Source organism: Lihuaxuella thermophila, from assembly GCF_900110165.1.
Classification (GTDB): Bacteria; Bacillota; Bacilli; order Thermoactinomycetales; family Thermoactinomycetaceae; genus Lihuaxuella; species Lihuaxuella thermophila.
Genome location: NZ_FOCQ01000001.1, coordinates 62,586 through 88,344, shown reverse-complemented (window position 1 = coordinate 88,344; position 25,759 = coordinate 62,586). Strand labels below are relative to the sequence as shown.

27 protein-coding genes are annotated in these 25,759 nt (G+C 49.8%); 9 read left to right on the top strand and 18 right to left on the bottom strand.

Annotation, left to right across the window (positions count from 1 at the left end; translation table 11 throughout):
* Positions 1-19 precede the first annotated feature (19 nt).
* The gene (gene leuC / locus BMW55_RS00510) at positions 20-1,459 is read left to right on the top strand and encodes a 3-isopropylmalate dehydratase large subunit (RefSeq protein WP_089964414.1); all 1,440 of its coding nucleotides are present in this window, start codon (positions 20-22) and stop codon (positions 1,457-1,459) included.
* Positions 1,446-2,051 carry a 3-isopropylmalate dehydratase small subunit gene (gene leuD, locus BMW55_RS00505; protein WP_089964413.1) on the top strand — a complete coding sequence of 202 codons (606 nt, stop codon included), beginning with the start codon at positions 1,446-1,448 and terminating at the stop codon, positions 2,049-2,051. The genes leuC and leuD overlap by 14 nt, the downstream gene beginning before the upstream one ends.
* 86 nt (positions 2,052-2,137) lie before the next feature.
* On the opposite strand, the gene BMW55_RS00500 is transcribed toward leuD, so the two are convergent.
* A complete protein-coding gene (locus tag BMW55_RS00500; RefSeq protein ID WP_089964412.1) occupies positions 2,138-2,338 on the bottom strand; it encodes a YqgQ family protein in 201 nt (66 codons plus the stop codon).
* An 80-nt stretch (positions 2,339-2,418) separates the two neighbouring features.
* Here BMW55_RS00500 and BMW55_RS00495 point away from each other — a divergent pair, with 80 nt between their 5' ends.
* On the top strand, positions 2,419-2,805 hold the full coding sequence (locus BMW55_RS00495) for a hypothetical protein (RefSeq protein WP_089964411.1): 387 nt from the start codon (positions 2,419-2,421) through the stop codon (positions 2,803-2,805).
* Between the two features lie 44 nt (positions 2,806-2,849).
* Here the strand turns inward: BMW55_RS00495 and BMW55_RS00490 are convergent, their stop codons facing one another.
* The 3 genes from BMW55_RS00490 to BMW55_RS00480 form a co-directional block, all read right to left on the bottom strand.
* Positions 2,850-3,431, bottom strand: coding sequence for a biotin transporter BioY (locus tag BMW55_RS00490; protein WP_089964410.1), 582 nt, complete (start codon positions 3,429-3,431; stop codon positions 2,850-2,852).
* A 143-nt stretch (positions 3,432-3,574) separates the two neighbouring features.
* Positions 3,575-5,479: a S9 family peptidase gene (locus tag BMW55_RS00485; RefSeq protein WP_089964409.1), complete on the bottom strand. Its 1,905-nt coding sequence runs from the start codon at positions 5,477-5,479 to the stop codon at positions 3,575-3,577.
* Between the two features lie 436 nt (positions 5,480-5,915).
* Complete coding sequence (locus tag BMW55_RS00480; protein WP_089964408.1) at positions 5,916-7,004, bottom strand: alanine racemase; 1,089 nt, start codon at positions 7,002-7,004, stop codon at positions 5,916-5,918.
* 146 nt (positions 7,005-7,150) lie between these two features.
* Between BMW55_RS00480 and BMW55_RS00475 the strand changes: the two genes are divergently transcribed.
* Positions 7,151-7,882 carry a S1C family serine protease gene (locus tag BMW55_RS00475; RefSeq protein WP_089964407.1) on the top strand — a complete coding sequence of 244 codons (732 nt, stop codon included), beginning with the start codon at positions 7,151-7,153 and terminating at the stop codon, positions 7,880-7,882.
* 163 nt (positions 7,883-8,045) lie between these two features.
* Here the strand turns inward: BMW55_RS00475 and sat are convergent, their stop codons facing one another.
* The 6 genes from sat to BMW55_RS00445 all read right to left on the bottom strand — a co-directional run bounded on the left by sat (position 8,046) and on the right by BMW55_RS00445 (position 14,779).
* Complete coding sequence (gene sat, locus BMW55_RS00470; RefSeq protein ID WP_089964406.1) at positions 8,046-9,221, bottom strand: sulfate adenylyltransferase; 1,176 nt, start codon at positions 9,219-9,221, stop codon at positions 8,046-8,048.
* A 263-nt stretch (positions 9,222-9,484) separates the two neighbouring features.
* Positions 9,485-9,625 (bottom strand): hypothetical protein, encoded by a 141-nt coding sequence (locus tag BMW55_RS19145; RefSeq protein ID WP_170839648.1) that lies wholly within the window; start codon positions 9,623-9,625, stop codon positions 9,485-9,487.
* Between the two features lie 67 nt (positions 9,626-9,692).
* Positions 9,693-10,451 carry a phosphoadenylyl-sulfate reductase gene (locus BMW55_RS00465; protein WP_089964405.1) on the bottom strand — a complete coding sequence of 253 codons (759 nt, stop codon included), beginning with the start codon at positions 10,449-10,451 and terminating at the stop codon, positions 9,693-9,695.
* 69 nt (positions 10,452-10,520) lie between these two features.
* Positions 10,521-10,736: a DUF3906 family protein gene (locus BMW55_RS00460; protein ID WP_244527387.1), complete on the bottom strand. Its 216-nt coding sequence runs from the start codon at positions 10,734-10,736 to the stop codon at positions 10,521-10,523.
* Positions 10,733-12,358 (bottom strand): nitrite/sulfite reductase, encoded by a 1,626-nt coding sequence (locus BMW55_RS00455; protein ID WP_089964404.1) that lies wholly within the window; start codon positions 12,356-12,358, stop codon positions 10,733-10,735. The genes BMW55_RS00460 and BMW55_RS00455 overlap by 4 nt, the downstream gene beginning before the upstream one ends.
* A gap of 918 nt (positions 12,359-13,276) precedes the next feature.
* A complete protein-coding gene (locus BMW55_RS00445) occupies positions 13,277-14,779 on the bottom strand; it encodes an MATE family efflux transporter (RefSeq protein ID WP_089964402.1) in 1,503 nt (500 codons plus the stop codon).
* A gap of 105 nt (positions 14,780-14,884) precedes the next feature.
* On the opposite strand from BMW55_RS00445, the gene BMW55_RS00440 reads away from it, so the two are divergent.
* Positions 14,885-15,325, top strand: a complete 441-nt coding sequence (locus BMW55_RS00440) for a YtoQ family protein (protein ID WP_089964401.1) — start codon at positions 14,885-14,887, stop codon at positions 15,323-15,325.
* A 155-nt stretch (positions 15,326-15,480) separates the two neighbouring features.
* Here the strand turns inward: BMW55_RS00440 and BMW55_RS00435 are convergent, their stop codons facing one another.
* The 3 genes from BMW55_RS00435 to BMW55_RS00425 form a co-directional block, all read right to left on the bottom strand.
* Positions 15,481-15,837 (bottom strand): spore coat protein GerQ, encoded by a 357-nt coding sequence (locus tag BMW55_RS00435; protein ID WP_089964400.1) that lies wholly within the window; start codon positions 15,835-15,837, stop codon positions 15,481-15,483.
* A gap of 12 nt (positions 15,838-15,849) precedes the next feature.
* Complete coding sequence (locus BMW55_RS00430) at positions 15,850-16,278, bottom strand: cell wall hydrolase (protein ID WP_089964399.1); 429 nt, start codon at positions 16,276-16,278, stop codon at positions 15,850-15,852.
* Positions 16,279-16,361: 83 nt separating this feature from the next.
* Positions 16,362-17,969 (bottom strand): amidohydrolase, encoded by a 1,608-nt coding sequence (locus tag BMW55_RS00425; RefSeq protein ID WP_089964706.1) that lies wholly within the window; start codon positions 17,967-17,969, stop codon positions 16,362-16,364.
* A gap of 181 nt (positions 17,970-18,150) precedes the next feature.
* Here BMW55_RS00425 and BMW55_RS00420 point away from each other — a divergent pair, with 181 nt between their 5' ends.
* Positions 18,151-19,380: a DNA polymerase IV gene (locus tag BMW55_RS00420; RefSeq protein WP_089964398.1), complete on the top strand. Its 1,230-nt coding sequence runs from the start codon at positions 18,151-18,153 to the stop codon at positions 19,378-19,380.
* Positions 19,377-19,715, top strand: coding sequence for a YolD-like family protein (locus tag BMW55_RS00415; protein WP_089964397.1), 339 nt, complete (start codon positions 19,377-19,379; stop codon positions 19,713-19,715). The genes BMW55_RS00420 and BMW55_RS00415 overlap by 4 nt, the downstream gene beginning before the upstream one ends.
* A 30-nt stretch (positions 19,716-19,745) precedes the next feature.
* On the opposite strand, the gene BMW55_RS00410 is transcribed toward BMW55_RS00415, so the two are convergent.
* Both BMW55_RS00410 and BMW55_RS00405 read right to left on the bottom strand, forming a co-directional pair.
* The gene (locus BMW55_RS00410) at positions 19,746-20,255 is read right to left on the bottom strand and encodes an AAA family ATPase (RefSeq protein WP_089964396.1); all 510 of its coding nucleotides are present in this window, start codon (positions 20,253-20,255) and stop codon (positions 19,746-19,748) included.
* Positions 20,256-20,347: 92 nt separating this feature from the next.
* Positions 20,348-20,902 carry a hypothetical protein gene (locus BMW55_RS00405; protein ID WP_089964395.1) on the bottom strand — a complete coding sequence of 185 codons (555 nt, stop codon included), beginning with the start codon at positions 20,900-20,902 and terminating at the stop codon, positions 20,348-20,350.
* A gap of 450 nt (positions 20,903-21,352) precedes the next feature.
* On the opposite strand from BMW55_RS00405, the gene BMW55_RS00400 reads away from it, so the two are divergent.
* Positions 21,353-21,643 carry an MTH1187 family thiamine-binding protein gene (locus tag BMW55_RS00400; protein ID WP_089964394.1) on the top strand — a complete coding sequence of 97 codons (291 nt, stop codon included), beginning with the start codon at positions 21,353-21,355 and terminating at the stop codon, positions 21,641-21,643.
* Positions 21,644-21,711: 68 nt separating this feature from the next.
* Here the strand turns inward: BMW55_RS00400 and BMW55_RS00395 are convergent, their stop codons facing one another.
* Positions 21,712-21,921, bottom strand: a complete 210-nt coding sequence (locus BMW55_RS00395) for a helix-turn-helix domain-containing protein (protein WP_280139720.1) — start codon at positions 21,919-21,921, stop codon at positions 21,712-21,714.
* Between the two features lie 172 nt (positions 21,922-22,093).
* Here BMW55_RS00395 and BMW55_RS00390 point away from each other — a divergent pair, with 172 nt between their 5' ends.
* The gene (locus BMW55_RS00390; RefSeq protein WP_089964392.1) at positions 22,094-23,305 is read left to right on the top strand and encodes a helix-turn-helix domain-containing protein; all 1,212 of its coding nucleotides are present in this window, start codon (positions 22,094-22,096) and stop codon (positions 23,303-23,305) included.
* A gap of 533 nt (positions 23,306-23,838) precedes the next feature.
* On the opposite strand, the gene BMW55_RS00385 is transcribed toward BMW55_RS00390, so the two are convergent.
* On the bottom strand, positions 23,839-24,396 hold the full coding sequence (locus BMW55_RS00385; RefSeq protein ID WP_089964391.1) for an imm11 family protein: 558 nt from the start codon (positions 24,394-24,396) through the stop codon (positions 23,839-23,841).
* Between the two features lie 42 nt (positions 24,397-24,438).
* Positions 24,439-25,737, bottom strand: a complete 1,299-nt coding sequence (locus tag BMW55_RS00380; protein ID WP_244527385.1) for an AHH domain-containing protein — start codon at positions 25,735-25,737, stop codon at positions 24,439-24,441.
* Positions 25,738-25,759: the final 22 nt, after the last annotated feature.

The window sequence follows — 25,759 nt, the reverse complement described above, 5'->3', positions numbered from 1 at the left end:
CCAGTTGAGGTGAGCTTACATGAAACCACGGACGATGTTTGAAAAGATTTGGGATCGCCATGTCATTGAACAGCAAGAAGGAAAACCCGCCATCCTTTACATCGATCTCCACCTGGTCCACGAAGTGACTTCCCCGCAAGCATTCGAAGGGCTGCGCCTGGCCGGCCGCCGGGTCCGCCGACCGGATTTAACCGTTGCCACGATGGACCATAATGTTCCCACCACCGACCGAAATCTGCCCATCGCCGACCCCATCGCCAAAAAACAAATGGAAACCCTGGCCAAGAACTGTGAGGAGTTCGGCATCCAACTATACGATCTCAACCACACACAGCAGGGGATTGTCCATGTGATCGGCCCTGAACTGGGACTGACTCTCCCCGGAAAAACGATTGTCTGTGGTGACAGCCACACATCCACTCACGGTGCGTTTGGCTGCCTCGCCTTTGGAATCGGCACCAGTGAAGTGGAACATGTCCTCGCCACCCAATGCCTGCAACAGAAAAAGCCGAAAACGATGGAAATCCATTTCAAAGGCTCATTGCCGCCGGGCGTGACCGCAAAAGACGCCATTCTCGCCGTGATCGCCAAAATCGGCACCGACGGGGCAACCGGGTATGTGATCGAATACACGGGCGAAGCGATTCGCAACATGTCGATGGAGGAGCGGATGACGGTCTGCAACATGTCGATCGAAGCGGGAGCCCGCGCCGGGATGATCGCTCCCGATGAAACCACCTTCAATTATTTAAAGGGACGCCCGTATGCCCCTCAAGGGGAAGCCTTTGAACGTGCGGTGGCTGAATGGAAAGAGCTGCGGACAGATGAGGGAGCGATATATGACCACCGCGTAGAAATTGATGCTTCCAAGATCGCTCCGCAGGTCACCTGGGGAACCAGCCCGGGCATGGGTACCGATATTACGCAGGTGGTTCCCGATCCCGAGTCCTTCCCGACCGAAACCGAACGCAAATCGGCCCGCCTCGCTCTCGAATACATGGGACTTACACCGGGCACCCCGATCAAAGAGATTCAGATTGACCGCGTCTTCATCGGTTCATGTACCAACTCCCGCATCGAGGATCTCCGCGCTGCCGCCAAGGTGGTAGAGGGATACAAGGTTTCTCCCCGTGTTCACGCCATGGTTGTGCCCGGCTCCCAGCAAGTGAAGCGCCAGGCGGAGGAGGAAGGCCTGGACCGGATCTTTAAGGAAGCGGGTTTCGAGTGGCGCGAATCCGGTTGCAGCATGTGCCTGGCCATGAATCCGGATATCCTGCAGCCGGGAGAACGTTGCGCCTCCACTTCCAACCGCAACTTTGAAGGACGGCAGGGACGCGGGGGAAGAACCCATCTCGTATCTCCGGCCATGGCCGCCGCCGCTGCCATTAAAGGCCATTTCGTCGATATCCGCGAATGGGAATATCTCGGAGAAGGGGGAAAAGTACATGCAACCACTTAAACAGCATCAAGGTCTTGTCTGTCCGTTAGACCGGGCCAATGTCGATACAGATGCCATAATTCCCAAGCAGTTCTTGAAACGGATCGAACGCTCCGGATTCGGACAATTTTTGTTCTACGACTGGCGATTTGATGAGCAGGGAAATCCGGACCCCAACTTTGTCCTGAATTTCCCGAAATATCAAGGGGCTTCCATTCTGCTGGCCCGAAACAACTTCGGTTGCGGCTCTTCGCGGGAACACGCTCCCTGGGCGCTGATGGATTACGGTTTCCGCATCATTATCGCCCCCTCCTTTGCCGATATTTTCTACAACAACTGCTTTAAAAACGGAATGCTGCCCGTCGCCTTGAACGAAGAGCAAGTGGACACCCTGTTCCGGAAAGCCTCAGGGCAAGAAGGCTATCGCCTCACGGTCGATCTGGAGCAAAAGCGCGTTTATGATGATGAGGGACTCAGCTATGAGTTTGAAGTGGATGAATACCGGCGTTACTGCCTGCTGAACGGATTGGACGACATCGGCATCACCCTGCAGTCGGAAAAAAGCATTGCCGCTTATGAAGCCAACCTTCCCGGTTATTATTCCGTAAAGTAAAAAAGCGATGAAAAGCCAAGCCTTGAGGGTTTGGCTTTTCATCGCTTCAGGGACAGCATGAAAACGGCTCTCTGTGCGATCCCGCTTCATCCGTCAGCAAATCTGCCCGCACCGGCACCCTTCAGCACCCTGTATGCTGCTAAAAAGACATCTTTCTCAATCATCCCCATATCCCTGAGTTCCTTTAACTCATCCAACATCAAATCGAGATCCCCTAGGGAATCACCAGTGTAGATGACACAGCCGAATTGTTTTAACAGGTTGCGGACATCGGCCACGGTTTTCATCGTTTTCGCCTCCCTCATCATCATCCGTTTGACGTGCATGATACAATAATACATATGTCTGAAAATGAAAGGTGCGAGATATGTCCTATTCAAACTTTATCCCAGTCAAACGGCTGGCCGGTGACTTGCTGATCTCGCAAAAGAGGAACAATATGCGATATACGCTCACAACCAAGGAATTCGTTTTTCAGAAGCCACATCTCTCTTACCACATCCTTCTCGAAGATGTGATCGGACTCATCCCCTATCCTGTCAAACCTGCCAATCTCCCAAACATTTTTGCCGGAGAAGCATGGCTGCATGCCAAAATCTCTGCCAACTATTATAAAATCTCTGTTCGGGAGATGCACGTGATCAGCCGCCAAGGGATTTATACGAGAGGAGCCGCTGACCTGATTATCCCGCTCCATGAACGGTTTATCCAGTTTGTCAAAAAGCATACCGATTTTGTTGTAGTGCCCACGTAAACAAAAAAAGCGTTCCGTCATCGGAACACTTTTTTTGCCGGATCTTATGCCATATTCGATTTGCGTCCCGGTTTCAGCGACGGAATCGCTTTATAAACGGCGAGCGCCACGGGAGCACCGACAAAGGCTTTGATGAAGTCACCAGGCATAAAGATCAGCAAGGAAGAGATCAACGTATCCGGGTTTAACGGCAGATTCATCACCATCACCAACCAGGGAAACCCGATGGCATGGATGACCAAGATTCCACCTGCGATATGAGCCAGTACAATCTGCCATGTCTTAATCCGGCCGTTGGCTGCACATTTTTCCACGATCCACCCGGTCACAAAAGCGGCGAGCGGCCAACTCAAGATATAGCCTCCCGTCGGCCCGACCAGTGCGCCCAAGCCTCCTCTGAACCCGCTCAATAAAGGAGCACCGACAGCGACTAAGGCGATAAACACCACCATGCTCAATAAGCCGCGACGGGCACCGAGAATGGAACCGGCCAACATCACGACCAGTGTTTGCAGCGTGATCGGCGCAGGACCGATATCCAGTCGCACCTGGCCCCCGATCGCCGTTAAAGCGACAAACATGGCGATGAAAGTCATATTACGTACAGATAATGCCGATGAAGTCATGACAACTACCTCACTTAACGAAAATCATTCCTTCATCAAGGATAAATTCAATTCTTCTGTATGTCAACCAACGACATGAATTCGTTTACAAATCGAAAACAAAGACCGGCTGCCTGATTTTTTGTTCAGGCAGCCATCGTCTCCTATGGCCGTAAATGCTTGATGAAAAACTGAGTGATGGCATTGTAACAGCGAACCCGGTTTTCAAATTTGAGCACATCATGGCCTTCATTTTCAAAAAGCAGGTAATCCACTTGTTTGCCCAATGAACGCAGATGTTCCACCACATCACGCGATTCCTGTTCCACGACGCGCGGGTCGTTTTTTCCCTGGATCACCAGGAGGGGACAGGAGATCTGACCGATATAGGTACTGGGAGAGCGCTCGGTCAGAAAATCCCGGTCCTTGTCCGGGTCACCCACGGCAATGGAAAAATACGGCTTCCAGGTTTCCGGGATTCGTTCGATGAATTTCAACAGGTCATACGGGCCGAACATATCCACTGCCGCTGACCAGAGTTCCGGATGCCGGGCCGCCAGCGTCAGGCTCATGTATCCGCCGTAAGAACGGCCCACCACCGCAGCCCGTGAAGTGTCGATCCGCGGATCCTGCGCCAGTACCTGCATGGCATGGACATGATCCAGCCGGTCCTTGCCGCCCCAGTCACGGTCTACCTGCTTGGTGTAATTTAATCCGTAACCCGTGCTTCCGCGAACGTTCGGCACAAAAACGGCAAACCCGTGCAAGGTCAAATACTGGATCAACGGCATGGAGAACCAGGCGAAGTTGGGCCGTTCCTGGCTTTGGGGACCGCCGTGAATATAGTAGACGAGCGGCCGCGGCCCGGTAAACCCGAGCTCTTCCGAAGGCATGTACAGGCGGGCGGAGATGCGCAAACCGTCAAAAGAGGTAAAGGAAGCGTCCTCACCCGGTGACAGAAGTTTCTCATCCAAGCCCAATGTGCGCTCGCGCGTCCGCTGAGAGATGTTCTTGCGGTCCTCTCCTTCCAGGGTGAAAATTTGCGTAGGGCAAGTTGCGGATGAGAAGGAAAGAGCATAGCGGTCATTCTCTCTGTCGTAACTTACGGCTTCCACCACCCCTCCGGCCAGGGGGGCTTCCCCGGTGATGACTTTGTGCAGATCCAGTTTCAGATTTTGCTCATCAAATGTTCCTTCGTACAGCCACGTAACCCCGTCGATGTTATATTCGATCAGGTAGCGGTTGTCGTACAGCGGCTTCAACGAGACCATCTCTCCCTGCCCCTGATGGACGGTTCCCGAAACAGCCACCGGCTTGACTTCTCCTGGTGTTTTTAAATCAAGATAACCCGGTCCGAAAGTATCATCAAAGATCGCCGTGAGAAACAGAAGGCCGCGGTCATCCCGGGTGAAGTGGCAATGATGGATTCCGTTCGGCTTGACTTCTTCCCCTTCGTCTCTCTGCTCCAACGGCTTCCCAAAGAGAAGTTGCAGTTGATCCTTTCCTTTTTCGTGAAGATAGACTACCTGATCTCCCACCGTGTAGGAATCGATCAAAATCGCCTTCGTATGGTCGGCATTCACGCCGCTCACCCATACGCCCCATTTGCTTTCACCCAGTTTATCCAGTGCTCCGGTCTCCAGATTGCCCCGGTAGGCTTCATACATCTGTTCCTGGCGTGACTCCGCCATCAGATACACGATATTTTTGTCCGGGTCGCTGTATCCCGCATGAACACGGTATGCAGCCAAAGCCCCGCCGAAAGCAGGTTCTGGAAAACCACCTTCCGTCGGAATCAGCATCGGCTGATAGTTCTCGTCCCCATCCCGGTCGATCATAACCAGGATCTTGCCCAGCTTCGGGAAAACGCGAAACGCCTCCCCGTCGATCAATTCGGGATTCTGCAAAGCAATGTACGCCGGAAGCAGGGGCTCCGGAATGCTTCCCTCCTGATCCATCCGATACAGGCTCATCTGGCCGCTCAGGTTGCTGATAAAATAGATCTTGTCTCCCACCCATTCAGGACAAAGGAAAAGGCGGGCAGAGAGGAGTGACTCGATCCTTTTCATTCTCATCCCCCGTCTTTCTAATCAAAGCATCGATCCGTCAAAAACGGCATTACCGATCAACAGACATGCATGAAAGATTTTAAAAGCCTCCAGATAATCGTCTGCGGTTACCGCTACCGTCCGCGGTCCCCGTCTCTCCACCCCCGGAATCAAGGTAACCATATAGATAAAAAAGTCCGGCAATATAAAAATTTTATCATATCTATTCTAAAAAATATATAAATAAGAAATAATCATCGTTTTCTGCTATAACCTCCCTGTCATGATACGAAGCCGAAGTCTCCGAAAAAAAGAAAGCCATTTGCAAAAGCCCTCCGCTCGATTTGTGAATAAAAGATTCCAATCGAGAGGACTTTTGAAACGGCCTCCATTTCAGCTTACCGGATCTTGCACCTCTAACGCTTCTATCCCCCAAGTGTTCATGGACACGGTTCTTCTAGTCCAGCTTTCCGCGTCCGGCTACCGTTACCCTGGTTAACCCTTGAGCGCTTTTAATATAAACATGGTTATGGAGATTCACCGTGCTGCAAATATGATTAGGAATCACTTCCAGCGTGTCTCCGATCCGTATATCTCCGCCACCCCGGAGTGTAATCATTCCGTGTTCCTCCGTCATCCTGTCCAAGACCGCTTCCGGCAGGTTCGTAATATGACCAAACCCGTTTAAACGGGTTGGATCGGTATGGGGTTGAATATCTGTGGCAAATGTTTTACTGCCCCCGTCAATGATCAGCAAGTTTTCCGACGGTTTGCTGACAACAGAAACCAAGACGGTCGCGGCACATTCATCCAAGCTACATGCACCGAGATTGACTTGCATCTTGTCATAAAATACGTAAGTACCCGGCCGAATCTCGGTGATCCCTTCGACCCTGGCGGCATACTCGGCTGTGGGGGTGGATCCAACGCTTACATCTTGTATCCCGATTCCGGCCTGTCTCATGGCGTTCGCTAACGAAACCATCAGTTTTCCTTCTTCCAATCCGGCCTTTTCCAAATCAAGGGTTGGTTTCCCTTGGAAAATCGCCCCCCGGAAGGTGTAGATCCCTCTTAACTGAAGGTTGTCAAGCTGGTTGATCTCCTTCGCAAGCGCCACGGCCTGTTCGTATTTCACCCCTGTCCGCTTTAATCCCGTATCCACTTCCAGCCGAACAGAGAGCGTGTGTTGATGCTTTTTGGCCAATTCCGAACATTTCTTCGCTCCTTCTATACTATCGACCCCAACAATCAAATCAATGTTTTTGCTTAACGCAATCGCCCGTTCAATTTTAGACTCGACGACCAGCGGATAAGCGATAAAAATATCATGGATGCCGTGGTTGGCCATCACTTCCGCTTCTGATACTTTCGCAACAGTAATGCCGGCCGCCCCTTCCGCCAGCTGCTTCCTGGCGATCGCGGGAATTTTGTGCGTTTTGACATGAGGGCGGAGCCGGACACCATTTTTTTGGGCAATCCGCGCCATTTTTCTAATATTTTGGTCCATCTTTCGTTCATCGATGATCACACATGGGGTTTCGATCATTTCCGATCCCTTCTTTCACCGTGATGGAAGGAGACAGGGTCAGGAGTATAGCCCTGTCGAAATGGATTCCTTTTCATAAAATGTATATCAATCTAACGCGTGTTGCCAACCATCTCGATACTAGGCTGGGTTGGGAGTGATATTGCATGTACCGACGAAAAATTCACTTGCACAGTTCGGAAGCCAACCTGGCTTCGGCTCATCCTGCCAATATTTTTGTTTCCGTGGTCCGTCAGGTGAAGAACAGTGTGGTTTCGATCATCACAGAAGAAAAAAGCAATTCCGCCTCCGTACAAGATCAGCTCTGGAGTCTATTGTTTCCGGAACTTTCCCGTTATCGAAGACAATCGTCAAACCAATTCGGCTCCGGCTTTGTCATCCATCCGAGCGGCTATATTTTGACCAATGAACATGTGGTGAATGGCGCTTCCACCATCCGGGTAAAAGTCGAGGGTTCCCGCAACCCGTTTCCGGCCACCCCTGTGTGGACAGATGAATCCCATGATCTGGCCGTGTTGAAAATCAAATCGCCCCGGCTGTTGAAACCCCTCCCGCTCGGCTCTTCTTTAAATACAAAAATCGGAGAGTGGGTACTCGCAGTGGGCAACCCGTTCGGCTTGGAACAAACGGTGACTGTCGGCGTCATCAGTGGAAAAAACCGCCCCTTGCGCGTTGGAAACAAGTATTACGACAAAGTGATTCAAACAGACGCCGCCATTAATCCCGGCAACAGCGGCGGCCCGCTCGTCAATATACTGGGTGAAGTGATCGGCATCAACACGTTGATCATTTATCCCTCCCAAAGCATCGGGTTTGCGATTCCCATCGAAGACGTAAAACCACGGATCGCCCGTTTTCTCAACTCATTGAAAAGTTAAATTTAAATCTCTTTCATCCGCCACTGCGAAGCCGGATCTCGCCTAAGACCGGCTTATTTCTTTTTCGGCCGCTTCCCACTCCAGCCCCCGGGGGCCCAATGGAAAGGATCAAAATGAAAAGAAAGCTCAGGGAAGATCCCTAAGCTTTCTCATAAACCACAAGTCAAACTTTTTCTCTGCGCTTCTCCCGCAATCCTTCAATCAACACACGCACCACTTCCGGGCGGGAGAATTCCGGCGGCGGAGTTTCACCCTTGCTCAACATCGCTCTTACCTTGGTTCCCGATAGGATCACGTGATGTTCCGGGGAGTGCGGGCATGTTTTGTATGAGGCCATCCCATCGCATTTTTTGCAGTAGAAACTGTGTTCAAAAAAGAGCGGAGAGATTCCCAGCTCCTCATCCGTGAAATGGTCGAAGATCTTTTGCGCATCATAGGTGCCATAATAGTTGCCCACACCCGCATGGTCGCGTCCGACAATAAAATGGGTGCAGCCGTAGTTTTTGCGGGCGATCGCATGGAGAATGGCTTCCCTGGGACCCGCATATCTCATCGCTGCCGGAAAAGCGCCAAAAAAGACCCGCTCTTTCGGATAATAGTGTTCCAGGATGACTTCGTAACTTCTCATGCGGACATCAGCCGGGATATCGTCCGCTTTGGTAGCCCCCACAAGTGGATTGAGAAACAGCCCGTCAACGGTTTCCAGTGCCGCTTTTTGAATATATTCGTGCGCCCGGTGAACGGGATTGCGCGTTTGAAAACCGACGACCTTCTTCCATCCTTTCTCCCGGAAAATACGACGCGTCTCGGCGGGATCATAAAAGTATTTGGCGAACTCCCCCTGATCCGGGCGATTTAACAGCCAGATCTCTCCACCGAGATATAACGAAGATTGTTGATATAATCTGGCCACTCCCGGGTGATTGGGATCAGCGGTTTGGAACACTTTTTCCGCCTCTTCTTCCACGTTCACCCGGTATAAATCATCAACCTTCACCACAGCCAGGATGGTTCCCTGTTCATCCCGCAAAGTGACATAGGCGGAATCTGCAACTTTGGATGCCAGATCTTCGGGAACGGGCAGGGTGACCGGGATGCTCCACACGGTACCGTCAGCCAGTCGCATGGTATCACGAACCGAGCGATAATCCTCTTCTTTCAAAAATCCTGTTAATGGCGAGTAGATACCTGTGGCTATACATACCAGATCCGCGCGTGTAACCGGAAAAGCGAGGAGAGAGGGGAACGTTTCCGCCTGTTTTAACCATTTTTCCCTTTCTGCTCCACGCAAGATTCTATCAACCAATATGCCACCGTGTGGGGCTATCGACTCTTTCATGATGCAACTCCCCTCATGCCATTTTGATTGCTATGAACAATAACGGGAATGAGCCCTAATCGAAGTACGATTTTTGGTATGCGCAGGCCGAACGACTGCCCAATCAAATCCCGGGGAAGGAACCTGAACAATCGGGGAAACAACGGCCAATCCATCACGGGCAGCAACATCGACGCGGCGGCCATTTATTCCCAAATACGTCCGACTCTTGTTGTCAGACGACAAAAGCACCACCAATAAAAAGAGAAACAGTACCCCGGTGCTCACCCGGGATGCTGCCATGCTCCGTCTTTCAACCATATGTCTATTTGCAACCCGGCTGTTGCGGCCCGGACGATCAAACGGGTTTCATCCGCCGAAGCGGGAGAAATCCCGGCCGGCGGAATGAAAAGCGGCGTCGGCAAGAGCCCGCTTCCCATTCCGGCACTCTAACGGGTTGACTGACCGTTAAGCGGGTGATCCTGTCCGGAATCATTTGACCGGGCTGTTATGAAGTCCGCACTCTGTTTTGGTAAATCCGGCCCACCGCCCCGCACGCGGATCTTCACCGGGCTTCACCGGCCGGGTGCACGGGAAACAACCGATGCTGGGATAATTTTGATCATGCAAAGGATTATAAGGAATGCCATGTTCGCGAATGTAAGACCATACCTGATCTGTTTTCCAGAAAGCCAGCGGGTTTAACTTCACCAAACCGAAACTATCGTCCCACTCAACCACTTCCGCATGGGCCCGGGTAATGGATTGTTCCCGCCTGATACCTGTGATCCATCCCTGGTAACCTTGCAAATTCTTTTTGAGCGGTTCCACTTTTCTCAAGCGGCAGCACAGGTTGGGATCACGCTTCCATAGCTCCGGACCGTACTCACTCGCCTGCTCTTCTACCGTAAGGACGGAGGAAACACGGATAAAGTCCTTTTGATACCGTTCACTCAGCTGATCCCGAACTTGATAGGTCTCTTCAAAAAGCAATTCTGTATCCAGATAGAAAATATCGACCTCCGGATTTACTTTCATCACCATATCGACCAGCGCCACATCTTCATACCCAAAACTGCAGGCCAGTGTAATGGAAGAAACACCGATTTGTTCCACACCCCAGCGGATGATCTCGATGGGATGCTGATTTTTTAACTCATCAGCCACCCGTTTCAGTCGTTCCGGCTCCCATTTGGTTTCTTTGTCGGATCTATCATGAAGTACGGCTTGGCTCGTTGAAGATTTGTTCATATCTGCTCCCTCCCTCTCCCATTCCTTATTCGTGAATCGCTTGTGTTGTCACTCATTTTGCAAAAACTTTTATTCAATGACATAACCGGCCCCCGAGCGGACGCGCTTTTTCTCTTCCAACGTCCACTCGGTTACTTTAGGTGTGGCGATCGTATAGCGTTCCAACTCTTTTTCGGCCTGGTCAAATGCTTTTTCCTCCGAAGGGGAAAGCACGATGACGTGGTAGATCCTGTTTCCTTCCACTTCCGCCCGCAGCCGGTACAGATACAATTCCTGGCCGCTCACTTGGCAACCACCTGTTTCAGAGCTTCATCCAATTTCTCCTGGAAAGCTTCAATTCCTACCCGCTCCACAAACGCGGTAAAGCCTTCCCCTTCTTGCCGGTTCTCTTTGAAGAAGAGGATGAGCTCCTTTAATACCGGGGCTACATCATCCGCCAACACCCGACCTTTGAGGGGAGTGTTAAACTTCCCTTCACCGAAGAGATGGCCGCCTACGGAAATGGTGTACGAATCGACCATGCCTTTGTCCGTTTTCGTCTTGCCTCCCAACAGCCCGATATCCGCGATTTGCTGTTGTCCGCAGGAGTTGGGGCATCCGTTGATATGCAGGCGGATGGGAACATCCAGTTCTACCTGCTCATCGAGAACCTCCACCACCCGTTTCATCAAACCTTTGGTTTCCGTGAGGGCAAGGTTGCAAAACTCTATTCCCGTACAGGAGACCGCGTGTCCCTCAAATGTTTTAGGATTGGGCGACAATCGTTTCAAGAGGGGCTCTTTGAGTAATTCGTCCACTTTCTCGTTCGGCACGTCCGGTATGATGATATTTTGCGTGTTCACGGTCCTGAGCGATCCCGAACCATAACGATCGGCTAAATCGGCTAATTGGAAAAATTCATCGGAGGAAGTGCGTCCGATCGGGATATTCAGGGCTACATAAGAGTACCCTTCCTGTTTTTGCGGATGGACTCCGGTAAAATAGCCCGCATTCCAACCGATGAGTTTGTCTTCCCCGCGTGTCGGGTAAGGCCCGATGAGTTCAGTTAAGACTTCCAGGAATTTTTCCGGTCCCCAATCCGCTACCAAAAACTTCAGTCGTGCCCGATGGCGCTTTTTGCGGTAACCGTAGTCCCTGAAAACTTTCGTGATTCCGACGGCTACTTCGACCACTTGTTCCGGACGGACAAAGATATCCAACTGTTTTGCCAAGTGAGGCCGGTTAGACAATCCGCCTCCCACCCAGACATGGAAGCCGGCCACTTCTTCCCCGTCGATGTTTTTTACGGCCGGGGTGAACGACAAATCGTTGATCTGCGCATTGGCCGGGTTGTAGATGCTCGAGGAAACCGAGATTTTATATTTGCGCGGCAGGTTGGAAAACTCCCGGTTGAGCAAAAATTCCTTTTCAAGCGCTTCGATGATCGGGCGGGTATCGATCAATTCATTGGCATCGATTCCCGCCAGAGGGTTCCCGACGATCGTGCGCGGACAATCCCCGCATGCTTCATAGGAGTGAAGCCCCACTTCAGCCAAGCGACGGAAAATATCCGGCAGATTTTCCACGCGCAACCAGTGGTATTGCACGGCTTGACGGGTGGTCACATCGATGAGCCCGCGCCCATACTCCTTACCCAACTCCGCAATCACACGGGCTTGCCGGCTGGTCAGCACACCGCCCGGGATCCGGACACGCATCATGAAATACCCGTCTTTTTTGGGGCGTTGCTGATACACACCGGCCCATTTAAACAGCGCAAACTTTTCCTCGGGAATCGACTCGAAACCTTTTTTTGCGTAAACATTGACGATCTCATCAATAATATCGAGCCCATCCTGTTCCAGTTTTTGCAGCTCTACTGAATTGAGTTCTGCTGGGTTTTCAGCCCATTTCCACTTGATTGCCATCGCGCCCACTCCTCTTTTAAAAAGATCCGTGTTTCAGAGAGCAAAAGGGCTGAAGGCTCCTTTTCTCTCGTCTCCCAATTGTAAGGATGGAAGGGCTCATCCCCTCTACACCGGCCATTCCTTGTTAACCCATTAAAGAGCTAATTCCTATAAATTAACTTGGTATTGGTTATTGTTAAATGTAGAATACCTAGAAAAAAAAGAACTGTCAACAGGTTTTTTGCCCTTAATTTCCGCGACAATCCGCCTCAAACAACAATGACTGCTGAATACAACCGGGAATGAAGGCGGATCTGTTTGAAGGACGCTCCGAAATCTTTTTGGCGACTCCGTTCCGATGCAGTGGCAGAGTCACTCGTCGCCAAAAAGATTTTTCCGCTGGTTCAGCTTATGGAGTTTGCAAAGAATACAGTCCATGGCAGTTTGATACAACCGTGGATGAGAGCCCGCTCCGGAAATGGTTTTCCGTCTTCGCTCCGATGCAGTGGCAGAGTCGCTCCGCCGGAAAACCATTCCTCCGCTCATTCGTGTCGATCATTTTCTCAAACTCATCCACGAAAGGCGGACATTCTCGAGATGAATGGAAAAAACGTGCAGGAAGGCCGTGATTGGTCGAAGTGCCTTTGAGGCCGAACCCAGCGGAGGCCCCGAGCGGAGGGAGGAAGCGGGTAACGTGTCCCAAGCGATAGCGGGTTTTACCCGCGCCCGTAGCGAGAGGGCCGGAGCAGCCAGTTATTCACCCTTGCCGGCCTCAAGAGCACGGAGACCAACACGGCCGACCGCCCCGGAAGCACAACCACAGAAACACTCTTAATCAGCGCACCTTCACAGCCCCCCCATGGACGGACGTCCAGCACCATGGATCAACAGGCGAATCTTGCTATTTTCATATAATACTGTTGCGAGGGAGCGCATCGTTTAAGAAGGATTGGCAAAAAAGCTTTGATGCTGTTTTGTTTTCCAGAAAAAGCGATAGTACATATATTGAACGCTGACGTTAAACAGAAAAGAAATGGGGTACGCCATCCAGATCCCCTTTAATCCGAGCGTATGGGATAAGAAATAGGCCGTCGGCACTTGTACGCCCCAAATGGAGATGATTCCGATGACCGTGGGCCACAACACCGTGCCGCTTGAACGCATCATTCCGGAAAGAATGCTGGCATGGCCAAAGATCATATACGCCCACAGCACGATATAGAGAATTTGCTTGGCAAGGGCAAGCGTGTGGGGCTCCACCAGGAACCACGACAAAATGGAACCACTGAAAAGATAGACCAAGCTCACCAACAGAAAACCGATTACATAATTGAGAGTGACAGCGCTGATCAGCAGTTCTTTTAACCGCTCACGCACATTTGCCCCGATCAACTGGGAACCGAAGATTCCGGCGGCCATGCCCAGGCTTAAGGCAGGCAACTGCACATAGGTAATCACTTGGATCACAGCCCCGTAAGCCGCTGTAGCCCTTTCGCCGTAAGCGTTGATCAGGGAGATGACAGCCACGCCGGACAGAGAGACGAAGATCATCTGAATACTGGTCGGCAATCCGATTCTGACGAGGAGTCGCAGGATCTCCCCGTCCAGTTTCAAACTGGAGAAAAAACCCCGGTCCAACGCGAGAATGTGATTCTTCATTTTCAAATAAACAAACAGCAAAACGGTCGCTACCAAAAAGGAAAAAATATTGGCGATGGCCACCCCATTCAGCTGAAGGGCGGGCAAGCCCAGCCATCCGAAGGCGAGGACGGGAGTCAGCAAAATATTTAAAACGATATTGATCACTAAAAAATAAAGAGGTGTTTTCGAATCACCCGTTCCCCGCAAAAAGGTCGTGTAATTGATATACATGAATTGGATCGGCAAAAAGGCAAACAGAATCCGCGCAAAATCGGCCGACTCGTCGATGATGGAGGCAGGAGTGCCGATCCAGGCCAATAATTGCCGGCTAAAGAATACTCCCACGGCTCCCATCAATACTCCAAGCAAAAATGAAAATTTGAGCGAGGTGTTCACCGTCTGCTTCAACCGCCCGTTGTCTCCGGCGCCATAGGCTTGTCCGATCAGGATCGAGCTGGCGCTGCCGAGCCCGATGACGAGGGAGACGAGAAAAAACGTGACGGGAAAAACGGCACTGGCCGCCGCCAGGGCACTCTCCCCCAAACCGCGCCCCATGATGACCGAACTGACTGTTCCCCCCAATGAATTTAATCCATTGCTGATGATCAGGGGAATCAAAAATACCAAAAGCGGCTTCCACAGCGGCTGATTGCGGTCGAGCAGATTCAATTGATCCAATGACTTCTTCTCCGTTTGAGGTCCGGTATTTCCCGGACTTTGCTCTAGTGGCGTCGGCGCTGCAACTGTATCCCCGCTGTGCAGGCTGTTTGCATTTTCTATTGTTCTGTCTTTTTCTTGCATCGCTCCGCCTCTCCTCATTCCGAAATTTCGATTTAAATAGATATACCCCAACCATGTTTGATACAATCAGATGTGAAGTACATAAAAGAAAGGAGCCAATCGATCGTGGAACTGATCGTTTATCTAGCCGGCCAAATTCATGATGATTGGCGGGAAAAATTGCGTCAATCGGCCGAACAACGCGGTCTGCCCATCATTTTTAAGGGACCGCAGGAAGACCATGACCGTTCCGATGACATCGGCGAAGTCATAAAAGGAAAACAGCCAAATGCCGTTTTCCGCGATCAGGCAGCTTCTGAATTTAACAACTTGCGCACCCGCATTTGGATGCAAAAAGCGGATGTGGTGATCGCTCTCTTTGGCGAAAAGTATCGCCAGTGGAACACGGCCATGGATGCTTCCATCGCCCTGGCTATGGGCAAACCGCTGATTCTGGTCCGTCCCGAAAGCCTGCACCATCCGCTGAAAGAATTGGCCCAGCGGGCCCAAGTGGTTGTGGAAACACCGGAACAGGCTTTGGACGCGCTGGCCTATGTACTGGAATAAAACATCCTGCAAGCCCGCCTGAGGACGGGCTTTTTTCGTTGGGGACAAAAATAAAACCGGAAACTACTCCCGGTTACATCTCCAAGTTATTGTACCCTTTTCATTTTAATGGTTTTATCAGCTGATTTCTACGGACAATTCAAAACAGTTGATCGCTAATAGCGGTAAGATGCTTCCCTCACAACAGCGGGTTCATCAAATACCACATAATCCAGGTTAATATTCAGCATCATCATATCTTTGCCCGATTTTTGATCGCGAATCACGAAAAAGTCACGCCCCACCTCGCGAAGCGTACCGGTAAACACTCTGTTTCTCCATTGCTCACTCGCATCAAAGGTCATATAGACGGTAATCCGTTTGCCCACATTTCTTTGCATCAGATCTTCGGAAAAGATGCGGCCTGTATCCCGGTCACCCGGAGGCACGGGTTGTCCCGGTTGCCGCCCCGGTTGCTGCTGTGAGATCAGCCCTGAACCGGCCATCATTCCGTAAGGATAACTCCAATACATCTTCTTCTCCTCCTAGAATTTATAGACTCTTGGGCAGTCTGCTGGTGAGGGTATGTAGAAACAATGGCTTTTATAGCGCCCGCTGTGCGGTTGGCCAAACCATCTGGCCGGACAGGGGCCCACCGGTCTGAAAAACCATAACCCGTATCTCGCAGGGGAATAGCGTTCTCCCCGAACCGCTTTCCTGGCAAGCCGGATATCTTTTTCCCGCGCCCGTTGATAAAAATAGGATTTTTGTACCGCTTCAAATCCGCCGGGAGTCTGAAAGACCATTTGCCAGATGTTTCTTATCCCCCTGAAGTCCAGACAGTCACCCAAAACCCGGTTTACCCCCACGTTCCCGACCATCAACATGCCTAACGGCCCTTCACCTTCCGCCTCCGCACGCATCAGCCTCGCCAACAGCTTCACGTGGCTTTCCGGAGCATTGATCACTGCCATTGGGATCACCCCTGTACCCATGTTATGTTCCGGGTTGTTGAAAAAGAACTCGCGAAAAAGAAAAGATGAGGATGATTCCTCATCTAAGCTTGATAGGCCACCTTTCCGTTAACAACCGTAAACATCGTTTTCACTTTTAGCAGATCATCGGGAGGGATGGTCAGCAAATCACAGTCATATACCGACAGATCCGCCCGCTTGCCGACAGAGAGTGTTCCCCGTTCATGCTCTTCACCTGCGGCCCACGCGCTTCCCTGTGTAAACAGCAGCAGGGCTTCCAGGCGATCCAGTTTCTGGCGGGGAAGATACCCCGGATGATCGGGCGGATCATCCAAACGCCTGCGGGTGACGGCTGCGTGCAGGCCCAAGAGCGGGTGAATCGGTTCGATCGGTGCATCGCTTCCACCTGCTAAGCGGATGCCGGCTTGGAGAAGGGTTTTCCACGCATAGGCAAATGCGGCCCGCTCCTTTCCGATCCGCTTGAGCACCCATGGAAAATCGCTGGCAACAAAGCGGGGTTGAATATCGATTACCACGTCCATTTGCTTCAGCTGCTCAATGAGGTCGGCGCGCAGGAGTTGTCCGTGAATGAGCCGGTGGCGCAGGCGAATTCCTTTACTGCGGGTGACCGGATAGGCTTGCATCGCCCGGATGACCCGGTCAGCTGCCTCATCTCCGATCGCATGGACAGCGACGGGCATATCCCGGTCGGCTGCCTGGGCCGTCAGATACAGCAATTCTTCTTGTTCATGGATCGCAATTCCGGAGTTGCCGGGATCATCTGCGTATGGCTCGGACAGCAAAGCGGTTCTCCCGCCGATCGCTCCGTCGGCAAAGATTTTCACCGCTCCGATGGTGAACCATTCATCCCCCTGCCCCGCCCGGAGCTTGAGTTCATCCAGTTCGGATAAAAACGGGTGATAAATCAGATGATGGGTCCGAAGAAGCACCCCTTCTTCCGTCAATTCCCGGTAAATCCGGACCAGATCCCGTACACTGCCTATGTATCTCAAATCTTCCGTATGTACCCCGCTAAGTCCGCAGGAGAGCGCCATTTTCATCGCCTGGCGGATGGACTCTTTTTTTTCCTCATAGCCCGGTTCAGGCTGCGCAGCATAAAAAGGAGCCGAAGCATTTTCATAAACCCACCCGTTTAAACGGCCTGCTTCATCCCGCCCGTAAACGCCGTTCTCCGGGTCGGGTTGGTCCGGCCGGATGCCTGCCTGCTGATAGGCCCGGCTGTTCACCAGATGGGCATGATGGCAAACGCGGCTGAGCAAGAGCGGATGATGGGGGCAAACGGCATCCAGTTCCTCCAGGGTAGGGACCAAGCCTTGCATCCTGTTTTCATCCCACCCGATGCCTACAATCCAGTCCCCCGGTTTCACCGTATCCGCCCGCTGGCGAATGGCGGCCAACATCTCTTCTTTCGACCGGCATCCGGTAAGATCGAGTGATCTCAACTTTTGACCAAGAGCAGACAGGTGCATATGGCTGTCCACCAGCCCCGGATACACATACCCCCCTTGCAAATCCACTTTGCGGACATCGGCCCGTCCAAAGCTCAACAGCATTTCCTCATTGGAACCTATGGCGGCAATCCGGCCATCATCGACAACGATCGCTTCCGCTTGCGGGCAAGTCGGGTCCAGTGGAGTGATCTGCCCGTTATAATAGATCACTTTGCTCATTCCCATTTCCCTCTCGGTCTTAGGATCGATAATCTTACTGCTTTCATCATAGCCGGAATGACGGGGCAAGAAAAGACTTCTTTTTTGTCACTGGAAACATTTCTCGGTATAAAGCGAACGTACATTTGCATATAATAAGGACAAATGCAATCATACGTTCGGTTTTCGAGGGTGGTTCAGCATGGATTCCGTCGTTTTTCTCATCGATATGCAGTCGTTTTACGCCAGTATTGAAAAAGCGCTGCGCCCGGAGTTAAAAGACCGGCCCGTGGTCGTCTCCGGTGATCCGGAGCGCCGCAGCGGAGTGGTGTTGGCCGCTTGCCCGATTGCCAAATCGTACGGGATCAAAAACGCGGAAACCCTGTGGCAGGCCCAGCAAGTCTGTCCGCAACTCACGGTCGTCCGCCCGCGGATGGAACTGTACCTGAAAGCCTCCCTGCGCATCACGGAGATATTGGAGCAATTCAGCGACCGGGTCGAACCCTACTCGATCGACGAGCAGTTTATTTCGGTCAGCGGCAGCGAACGGCTTTTCGGTCCTTCGCTGATGATCGCCCAAAAAATACAGGATGCCATCCGCACCGAGCTGGACGTCTACGCGCGGATCGGCATCGGCCCCAACAAAGTGCTGAGCAAAATGGCCTGCGATAACTTTGCCAAAAAACACGAAACGGGCATCTTCGAATTGACCAGGGAGAATATGAAAGAGTACCTGTGGCCCCTTCCGGTGGATCAAATGTTTGGCGTCGGCCGGCGGATGGCCCGCCATCTGCGGCAAATGGGCATCCGCACCATCGGCGACCTGGCCCGCTTCCCGCTGGACCGGCTGCAAAAACGCTGGGGAGTGAACGGTCATGTCCTGTGGATGACAGCCAACGGCATCGATCTGTCTCCGGTCACACGGGACACTTTTCACAGCCAGAAAGCGATCGGGCATCACATGACCCTGCCGCGCGATTACCGCACACCGGAAGAAATTCAAGTCGTTCTCCTGGAACTGTGCGAAGAAGTATGCCGTCGTACCCGCAGCCATCACTTGATGGGCCGGACAGTCACTGTGAGTTGCCGCGGAGCCGACTTCGATCTGCCTGAGGGCTTCCACCGGCAAATGAAAATGCCTGATCCCACCAATCAGACGATGGAAGTATTTACATATGCCTGGGAGTTGTTTGATCAATTTTGGAATGAAAAGCCCATCCGCTCCCTGGGGGTCAGCCTCAGCCAACTGGAGCGGGATGATGCCGTCCAGCTCAGCTTATTTGAGGAACGAAACAAAAAGTGGAAACTGGGCTATGTGATGGATGAAATCAAACAGCGCTTCGGCCCCACCGCCATTTTGCGGGCCTCCTCTCTCACCTCGGCCGGCCAAGCGCGCGAACGTGCCCGCAAGATTGGAGGTCATTACAAATGAGCAAGATTCTAAACCGCAAAAACCTGCTTTGGGAAGGAAGCCGCATGTTCCTGCCCGAACACCGGGAAGCCCTTCTGGAGCAACGCCGCCAAGCCGAAGAGTTTGTCCCCCCGGAACTGGATGAAAGCCATATGGAGATGATCAACTATATCCTGCAAGAGGCCATCGAAGAAGAAAAACCTGTCGTCGTCACTTATGCGGAAAAGTATGCTCCCGGGCAGTTTTGCGGTTTTGTCGATCAAGTGGACCCGTACAACCAGGTGATTCAGCTGTCCAATGGAACATGCAGGAAACAGATTTCCTTTCAAAAGCTCATCAACATCGAGTGGCCTTGAATCTGCCCGGAGGGTGTCACCCCGGCAGATTTACCGCCTTTCAATGGTTACCTGATCAGCCTCTTCCGGGGACGATAAGATAAACACTTCTTTGAAACCTTCATCTTTTAATGTGTGAAGGGATTGCCGCAGATTTTCCGTCATCTTACGAATCACATCCGCAGGAACGGTGCGATAGGCTCTTTCTCTGTTTCTTTCCAGACAGATTTCCTCGGGGAAGTGAAGAACGACGGCGACAGGAGTGCAACTGTACCGCTCGGCGAGCTGAAGAAGCGGCTTTCTCCGGTCTTTCTTCACATTGGTTGCATCGATCACCGTCAGTTTTCGCCGTTTCAAGCGTTGAACGGCCGCTTGATAGAGAAGGTCAAACGCATCCTTGGAAGCCGTGATATCATTTTCATCATCGGTAATCATTCCCCGAAAGAAATCAGAGGAGAGGATCTCGGTGGCCCGGAAATGTTTTTTGGCAAAAGAGGATTTTCCGCATCCCGCTGCCCCCACCAGGACAACGAGTGAAAATTCGGGGATTTGGATGTTCATGTGGGACACTCCGTTAACTCAGTACTTTTTATAAGGGTACCCAAATTGGCTTTTTTGATGATTGGCTCTTGTTCTTTTCAGCTCTTCCCCAACTATCCGGACCTCACCCTGCTGCCCGATTGTTCAAGTGTCCGTTTTGCTTGTTGAATCACTTTCATTAAATCATTTTCATCCCGATACTTGACAGGCAAAAGCTTTGCATCCACACGAATATTCAATATTTCGTCCTGCCGGTATGTATTCCAAAGCCAATGTGCGTTATCCCAAAGGTCATCCACGTTTGAATTGCAGCCAATTCCGGCATAATGAAGGCCCGCGATTTTTGCTTTTAAGAGCTGGAGATCATGCCAATTACACTGATCCTGACATTCTTTTTTCCTCACATAGAACTCAACGGCTTTCGGAGGATAACCCAACACGAGTCCCAATTCTCTGTGAAATGCAGGAGATCGATGCGAAAGCGGATCGACCCGCTTTGCAAAACATGCCCTCTCCTTTTCCGTATGAAAAAACAAATATTGCGGGCGATCATCAATCAAGTCAATCTCCAAGCTCGGATACGCTAACACTTTTTCAAACAACGGATGTGCCGTTGAGAGAAGAAGACTCGGTTTAATACCGGTCAGAAACGCTTCGACATCGTACATAGGCACCCCTCTTGCAAAAAAGATAGAAGGTTCAAAAAGAACCTTCTCATTATTATAGCATCTATTTATTGAACTGAACGGCATCGCACTCACGGCAGATATATTCACCACAGTCTGTTTTGACGATGTCATCGCTCCCACAATTCCAACAACTGAAACGAAAGAGGGAATGGGAGAATTTCACCCGGCATTCACCACCTTTCATCCCCTTCATCCTTTCAAATGAAAACAAAGCTCGTCCAACTATATTCTAATTATAATAAATATTCAGTATTAATACCAAAATATAAAATGTTATTCCCTTCCGCAGATCCGGAAATCCATCCGTCTCATTGGGTGGACAACCATTCTCTTTTGTTTCCACCCTTCATTCTGACTCATCACCCCGCATAATTCTCCACTTTTGGGACATTTTATCCATATAAACAGACCAACAGGGAGTGATTACACTTGGCATTGCTTGAAATCAGCGTCGTCCCCGTCGGCACCAACACAGCCAGCTTCAGCTCCTATGTATCGGATGCGGTACGCCTGATCCAACAAAACGGGCTCAACTACCAACTGACGCCGACGGCCACAGTCATTGAAGGCGAAGTGGACCAACTGATGGATCTAGCCAAACAGATCCACAAAAATGCGATGGCCAACGGAATCCATCGGGTCATCACCCATATCAGCATCGATGAGCGAACGGATAAACCGACGAACATGCAGCAACAAGTGCAAGCCGTTCAGCAGTAACCGGATTTTTAACGAATAAACGCCCTGGACTCAACCACAGAGTGCAAGGCGTTTTTTATATACCACGATTATCTTTCCTCCTCACCATCTTTAATAATTCTGGTTTCAAATAGCTTCTCGACCGGAATCCCTAGTACATATGCAATTGTAAAAATATGATCGATTTCGTGTCTGGATGTTCGATCGAAACGCGAAATGGTTGCTTGGGTTATTCCTGTTTCATCTGACAGACGTTTTTGTGTCCAGTTCTTTTGAATCAATAAAGCGATAAGCCTCAAGTTGCAATTTTCAATTTACATAACTAGATTCACATGGAAATTGGGGTCACTTCTAATGATCAGACTTCGAAAGCCATTGGTATATTAACGCCTCTCCTTTAATTACAACTGTAGTAATATAGAGATAGAAAATACAATTATGGGGAACTATTTATTGTGAGGTTGTAAAAGTATGAAATACCATTATGGGATAACGATTCGTGAAGCCAGGGAAAAGCTAAATATGACGCAGGCGCAGTTGGCTGAGATGTGGCCCCAAGCAGGTGGAGGAACCGGCGTTAGTGTGAATTACGTTTCTGATGTGGAACGTGGCAAAAAGCATATCACTGATCCCCAAACGCTTCGACGTTTATGTCATATTTTACAGATTCCACTCTGGAAAGTGGGACTTTCCGATTACGATCCATTCAATCCAACTACCTTTTGTGAAACGTTTATGTATGATGAGACATTGAACACAGCTGAAAGTTTGATAAAGCGGACATGGAATCTTCGTCGTATTATGTCTTTGCCGTACGTTGAAGAGGCTGTCAATGATCTGAATCGACTTTTTGACTATTTACAAACGAATACACCTCCCCCTGTACGTCTGGATGAGCGTTTTCAAGTTCTGTACGCTCAAGTACTACGTCTCAATGCTGTAATCGACGTAGAAAATCAGCGATATCAAGAGGCCTTAAACAAATTTCGCAAGATGAATGAGATTGCGAAAGCAATTGATCATCCGGCTACTCTCGCGATGAGTTATCTTAATATAGGTACGGAATTAGAGCGAATGGGAAAACAAGAGGAAGCGATTGAGTACCTCGAGTTGGCCAGAGACGAATCTTTCCGAGCATCGAAACATGTCATGGTCGTAACCAACGCCTACCTTGCAAGGGTATATGCTAGTGCTGGACAGAAAGTGAAGTTTAAGAGAGCCATAGAAGCAGCATTACGCACGGCAAAAAGTATCGAAAACTTTAGTTATGGTGATGGTACAGATTTTGTGTTCCACTCATTAAGTGGTGTAATGGCAGAAAAGAGCTATGGCTATCTGGAGATTGGAGAGCCGGAAGAAACCCTGGCAATGAAAGAGGAAATCAAGAACCAGATCGCCTTAGAGGCTAATATCTGGTTGGATGCGTGGATTCCTCTAGATTGGGCGAGAGCACATCTAATGCTAGGTCAAGTTGATCAAAGTGTAGAAGCCGGTCAGGAATTCTATCGGAAGGCCAAATTGTTGAAATCTCCTCATGCGAAGAGCCGTGCCTATCGACTACTAAACACAATTGAAGCAGCAGGTTATGGAAATGTTCAATCTGTAAAAGATTTCCGCCAGATGCTTGATAATGATGAGGATAAGAGCGGACTAAAAGAGCTGGATGCTCACTATTCCACCTAAGTAAGATCCAAAATCTGAAAACTTATCGATATTGAAGTAATTTGCGGATAGAAGTTTATCGAAAATAGAGGCGAAATAATTAGATAGCAAAGCTTTAATAACGGCTGTTATGTGATTTATAAGGGCTTGGTTCTTTCTTTAAATGTATTATCCCCACAAAAAAACAAATATATATCTTCTGCATTATTCATCTATTAACGTTAGAAGTTTGTTTAAAAGTCCAATTTCTACAAAACGAAAAGGGCTCGCTAGTCGCGAAGCCCTTTGATTTTGACGGAGAGGGTGGGATTCGAACCCACGGTACGAGTTGCCCCGTACAACGGCTTTCGAGTTATGCGTACCGTCGAAATTACGAGTAACTGCAATCAATTAAATCCAAACAAACCGCCCGTTCAGCCAACCTCAGTTAATCGAAATAAATCCAAGAGAAGACGGTACGTTAGAAGGTTTGTTAGAAGCCTGGTTCGTCCTAAAGATTAGCCCCATTCTTGCTTCAGATCGCCTATTTTTATTGAACATTTTTTGAAGAACAATTAACGGGCCACATTTTCTGAATCCCAAACCTCAATAAAATTAAATCCAGCCAGTCCATTAGACTCGACGGCTTTTTTAAACTCATCAGATACAAATACCTTCCACTGCACTCGATCATCCAAATATATACGGAAAATATGTTCTCCTGCAATTTTCTCTTGAATAAACGCGTATTTTTCAAAACCAACACGAAGCCCTGTTTCCAACTGTTCAATAACCGCGCGATCATAATCAATAGCATCAATGACATTAATCACGTGCATCCCATAAAAACTCTTTTGACTATGATGAAGCGGCAATGCTTCTGCCCTTCCTTTTAAAAAACTACTCAAAACACGGACAGCTTTTTCACTAAAAACAGGAATAGGACAGTCCCAAAAATGAGGACAATCACTTTCCTTACCTTCATCGATTGTACATATTTCCACAAAATCCCATTTATCTGCGATAGGTGTGATCTGAATTAGTAGATCATTCAATTTAGAGTCACGGTCAAAATCTCTATACCCCAATGTTTCAAAACCATTTAACGAACTTTTTAATTGCCATACTTTCATGATCATCCCACCATTATCAACCTCATAATATATACTATTTCTTCAATTCAATGATAATGAACCATTTAACAATTTACCTCGAATGTTGTTTAATACTTTTACAGCATCTAAAGTTGTTCCTCCATTTACTTTTACTTCTTCTAACTTCTCCGTCACATATTCAATATATTCTAGACCATGATTCCCTATATGAGGGGTTTCATCACCTATATATGTCGTCTCCGGCTTGTTACAATCTTTCTTTTTACAGGGCAAATAGACACCGTTAGCTGCCGAGTTTGGATCAATACCGAACTGCTCTAATAATTGTTGAGCCCGTCTAGCTCTTCGATCATTCCAAGGAACAATATGATGTGCAGCATTTGGATATGGCGGAGGCTCAACACCTGCTAATTTGAGTTCGTTACGTAATATAATGGATGCCTGTGTACCTTCTTTATAATGCCCAACTAACTGGGTACGGTTACTCACTAAAGCAACATAACCTTGGGCTGTGTAAACTTTTGCACCATCCCGACCGCTGGCTTTTGTACCTGCACCGCCCCCCTGGGACGAAGTATTATCAGCAATTTCACAAGTACAACCTTTATGAACAAGAATATTTTTCCCGATTGTGCCGATCTTGAGTAATTTGGTCGGAAGCGGTAAGCTTTCGGCGATTTTATAGACACGGTTTGCTATAGGAATGCTTTTTCCATCTTTGTCTTTGCCGTTTAACCCTTCCATGAACTGCTCTTGATCGAAGAGCAATGTCCAGGGGTTATCGGCAATGGCTTTGAATTGCTCTTTTGCATTATTCCAAGAATCCTTCAGATAACCGAGAGGATCGCTCGTCATTTTGTTCCAGGTATATTTTATGTCCTCAGCACCGATTACATCGGACAAATAGCCGAGCGGGTCGTTGTACGCCCGTTTTAGGTCATCGTTCCAAATTTGATCTTTTTGCTTCCCCAGCCAATTGAGAACTCCGTTTCCTTTCTCTTTGAGCCAGCCTACAAACCCGCCGCCGTCTTTCTTTTCTCCGGTGTCATCTACAATGTGCGTCTGCGTATAATTCGGGGTGTTCGAGTTGGAGGTTGGAGGCGTTTCGATTTTCGGATCAGTCGGACTTGGAGGCTCGCTTTCTTTCGGGGCATCCACTTGCCCTGCATTCCCCGACAGTGCTTGAACAACCTTTTCTTTCAGCTCTTCCTTTACCTGTGCATCCGTAACGGCAACCAACAACAAACTCGCCAGAAGAGCCCCTGCTGCCAGAACCATGACATATTCCAGAGTAGAACTTCCTCGCCTTGAGAACCAGATCCTGCTCAAATGGTTGATGATGGTTTTCCAATATGGCACAGCTTCTTCCCCTTTGTTCTCA

What these genes read in the sequence shown, in the direction of transcription:
- BMW55_RS00415 (WP_089964397.1), top strand. Translation starts at nt 19,377, where the DNA reads ATGAGCAAGATTCTAAACCGCAAAAACCTGCTTTGGGAAGGAAGCCGC.
- BMW55_RS00485 (WP_089964409.1), bottom strand. Translation starts at nt 5,479, where the DNA reads ATGAAAAGGATCGAGTCACTCCTCTCTGCCCGCCTTTTCCTTTGTCCT.
- BMW55_RS00465 (WP_089964405.1), bottom strand. Translation starts at nt 10,451, where the DNA reads ATGAACAAATCTTCAACGAGCCAAGCCGTACTTCATGATAGATCCGAC.
- BMW55_RS00425 (WP_089964706.1), bottom strand. Translation starts at nt 17,969, where the DNA reads ATGAGCAAAGTGATCTATTATAACGGGCAGATCACTCCACTGGACCCG.
- BMW55_RS00455 (WP_089964404.1), bottom strand. Translation starts at nt 12,358, where the DNA reads ATGGCAATCAAGTGGAAATGGGCTGAAAACCCAGCAGAACTCAATTCA.
- BMW55_RS00405 (WP_089964395.1), bottom strand. Translation starts at nt 20,902, where the DNA reads ATGTACGATGTCGAAGCGTTTCTGACCGGTATTAAACCGAGTCTTCTT.
- BMW55_RS00445 (WP_089964402.1), bottom strand. Translation starts at nt 14,779, where the DNA reads ATGCAAGAAAAAGACAGAACAATAGAAAATGCAAACAGCCTGCACAGC.
- BMW55_RS00495 (WP_089964411.1), top strand. Translation starts at nt 2,419, where the DNA reads ATGTCCTATTCAAACTTTATCCCAGTCAAACGGCTGGCCGGTGACTTG.
- leuD (WP_089964413.1), top strand. Translation starts at nt 1,446, where the DNA reads ATGCAACCACTTAAACAGCATCAAGGTCTTGTCTGTCCGTTAGACCGG.
- BMW55_RS00500 (WP_089964412.1), bottom strand. Translation starts at nt 2,338, where the DNA reads ATGAAAACCGTGGCCGATGTCCGCAACCTGTTAAAACAATTCGGCTGT.
- leuC (WP_089964414.1), top strand. Translation starts at nt 20, where the DNA reads ATGAAACCACGGACGATGTTTGAAAAGATTTGGGATCGCCATGTCATT.
- sat (WP_089964406.1), bottom strand. Translation starts at nt 9,221, where the DNA reads ATGAAAGAGTCGATAGCCCCACACGGTGGCATATTGGTTGATAGAATC.
- BMW55_RS00385 (WP_089964391.1), bottom strand. Translation starts at nt 24,396, where the DNA reads ATGAAAGTATGGCAATTAAAAAGTTCGTTAAATGGTTTTGAAACATTG.
- BMW55_RS00480 (WP_089964408.1), bottom strand. Translation starts at nt 7,004, where the DNA reads ATGATCGAAACCCCATGTGTGATCATCGATGAACGAAAGATGGACCAA.
- BMW55_RS00430 (WP_089964399.1), bottom strand. Translation starts at nt 16,278, where the DNA reads ATGGCAGTGATCAATGCTCCGGAAAGCCACGTGAAGCTGTTGGCGAGG.
- BMW55_RS00490 (WP_089964410.1), bottom strand. Translation starts at nt 3,431, where the DNA reads ATGACTTCATCGGCATTATCTGTACGTAATATGACTTTCATCGCCATG.
- BMW55_RS00390 (WP_089964392.1), top strand. Translation starts at nt 22,094, where the DNA reads ATGAAATACCATTATGGGATAACGATTCGTGAAGCCAGGGAAAAGCTA.
- BMW55_RS00410 (WP_089964396.1), bottom strand. Translation starts at nt 20,255, where the DNA reads ATGAACATCCAAATCCCCGAATTTTCACTCGTTGTCCTGGTGGGGGCA.
- BMW55_RS00475 (WP_089964407.1), top strand. Translation starts at nt 7,151, where the DNA reads ATGTACCGACGAAAAATTCACTTGCACAGTTCGGAAGCCAACCTGGCT.
- BMW55_RS00420 (WP_089964398.1), top strand. Translation starts at nt 18,151, where the DNA reads ATGGATTCCGTCGTTTTTCTCATCGATATGCAGTCGTTTTACGCCAGT.
- BMW55_RS00435 (WP_089964400.1), bottom strand. Translation starts at nt 15,837, where the DNA reads ATGTATTGGAGTTATCCTTACGGAATGATGGCCGGTTCAGGGCTGATC.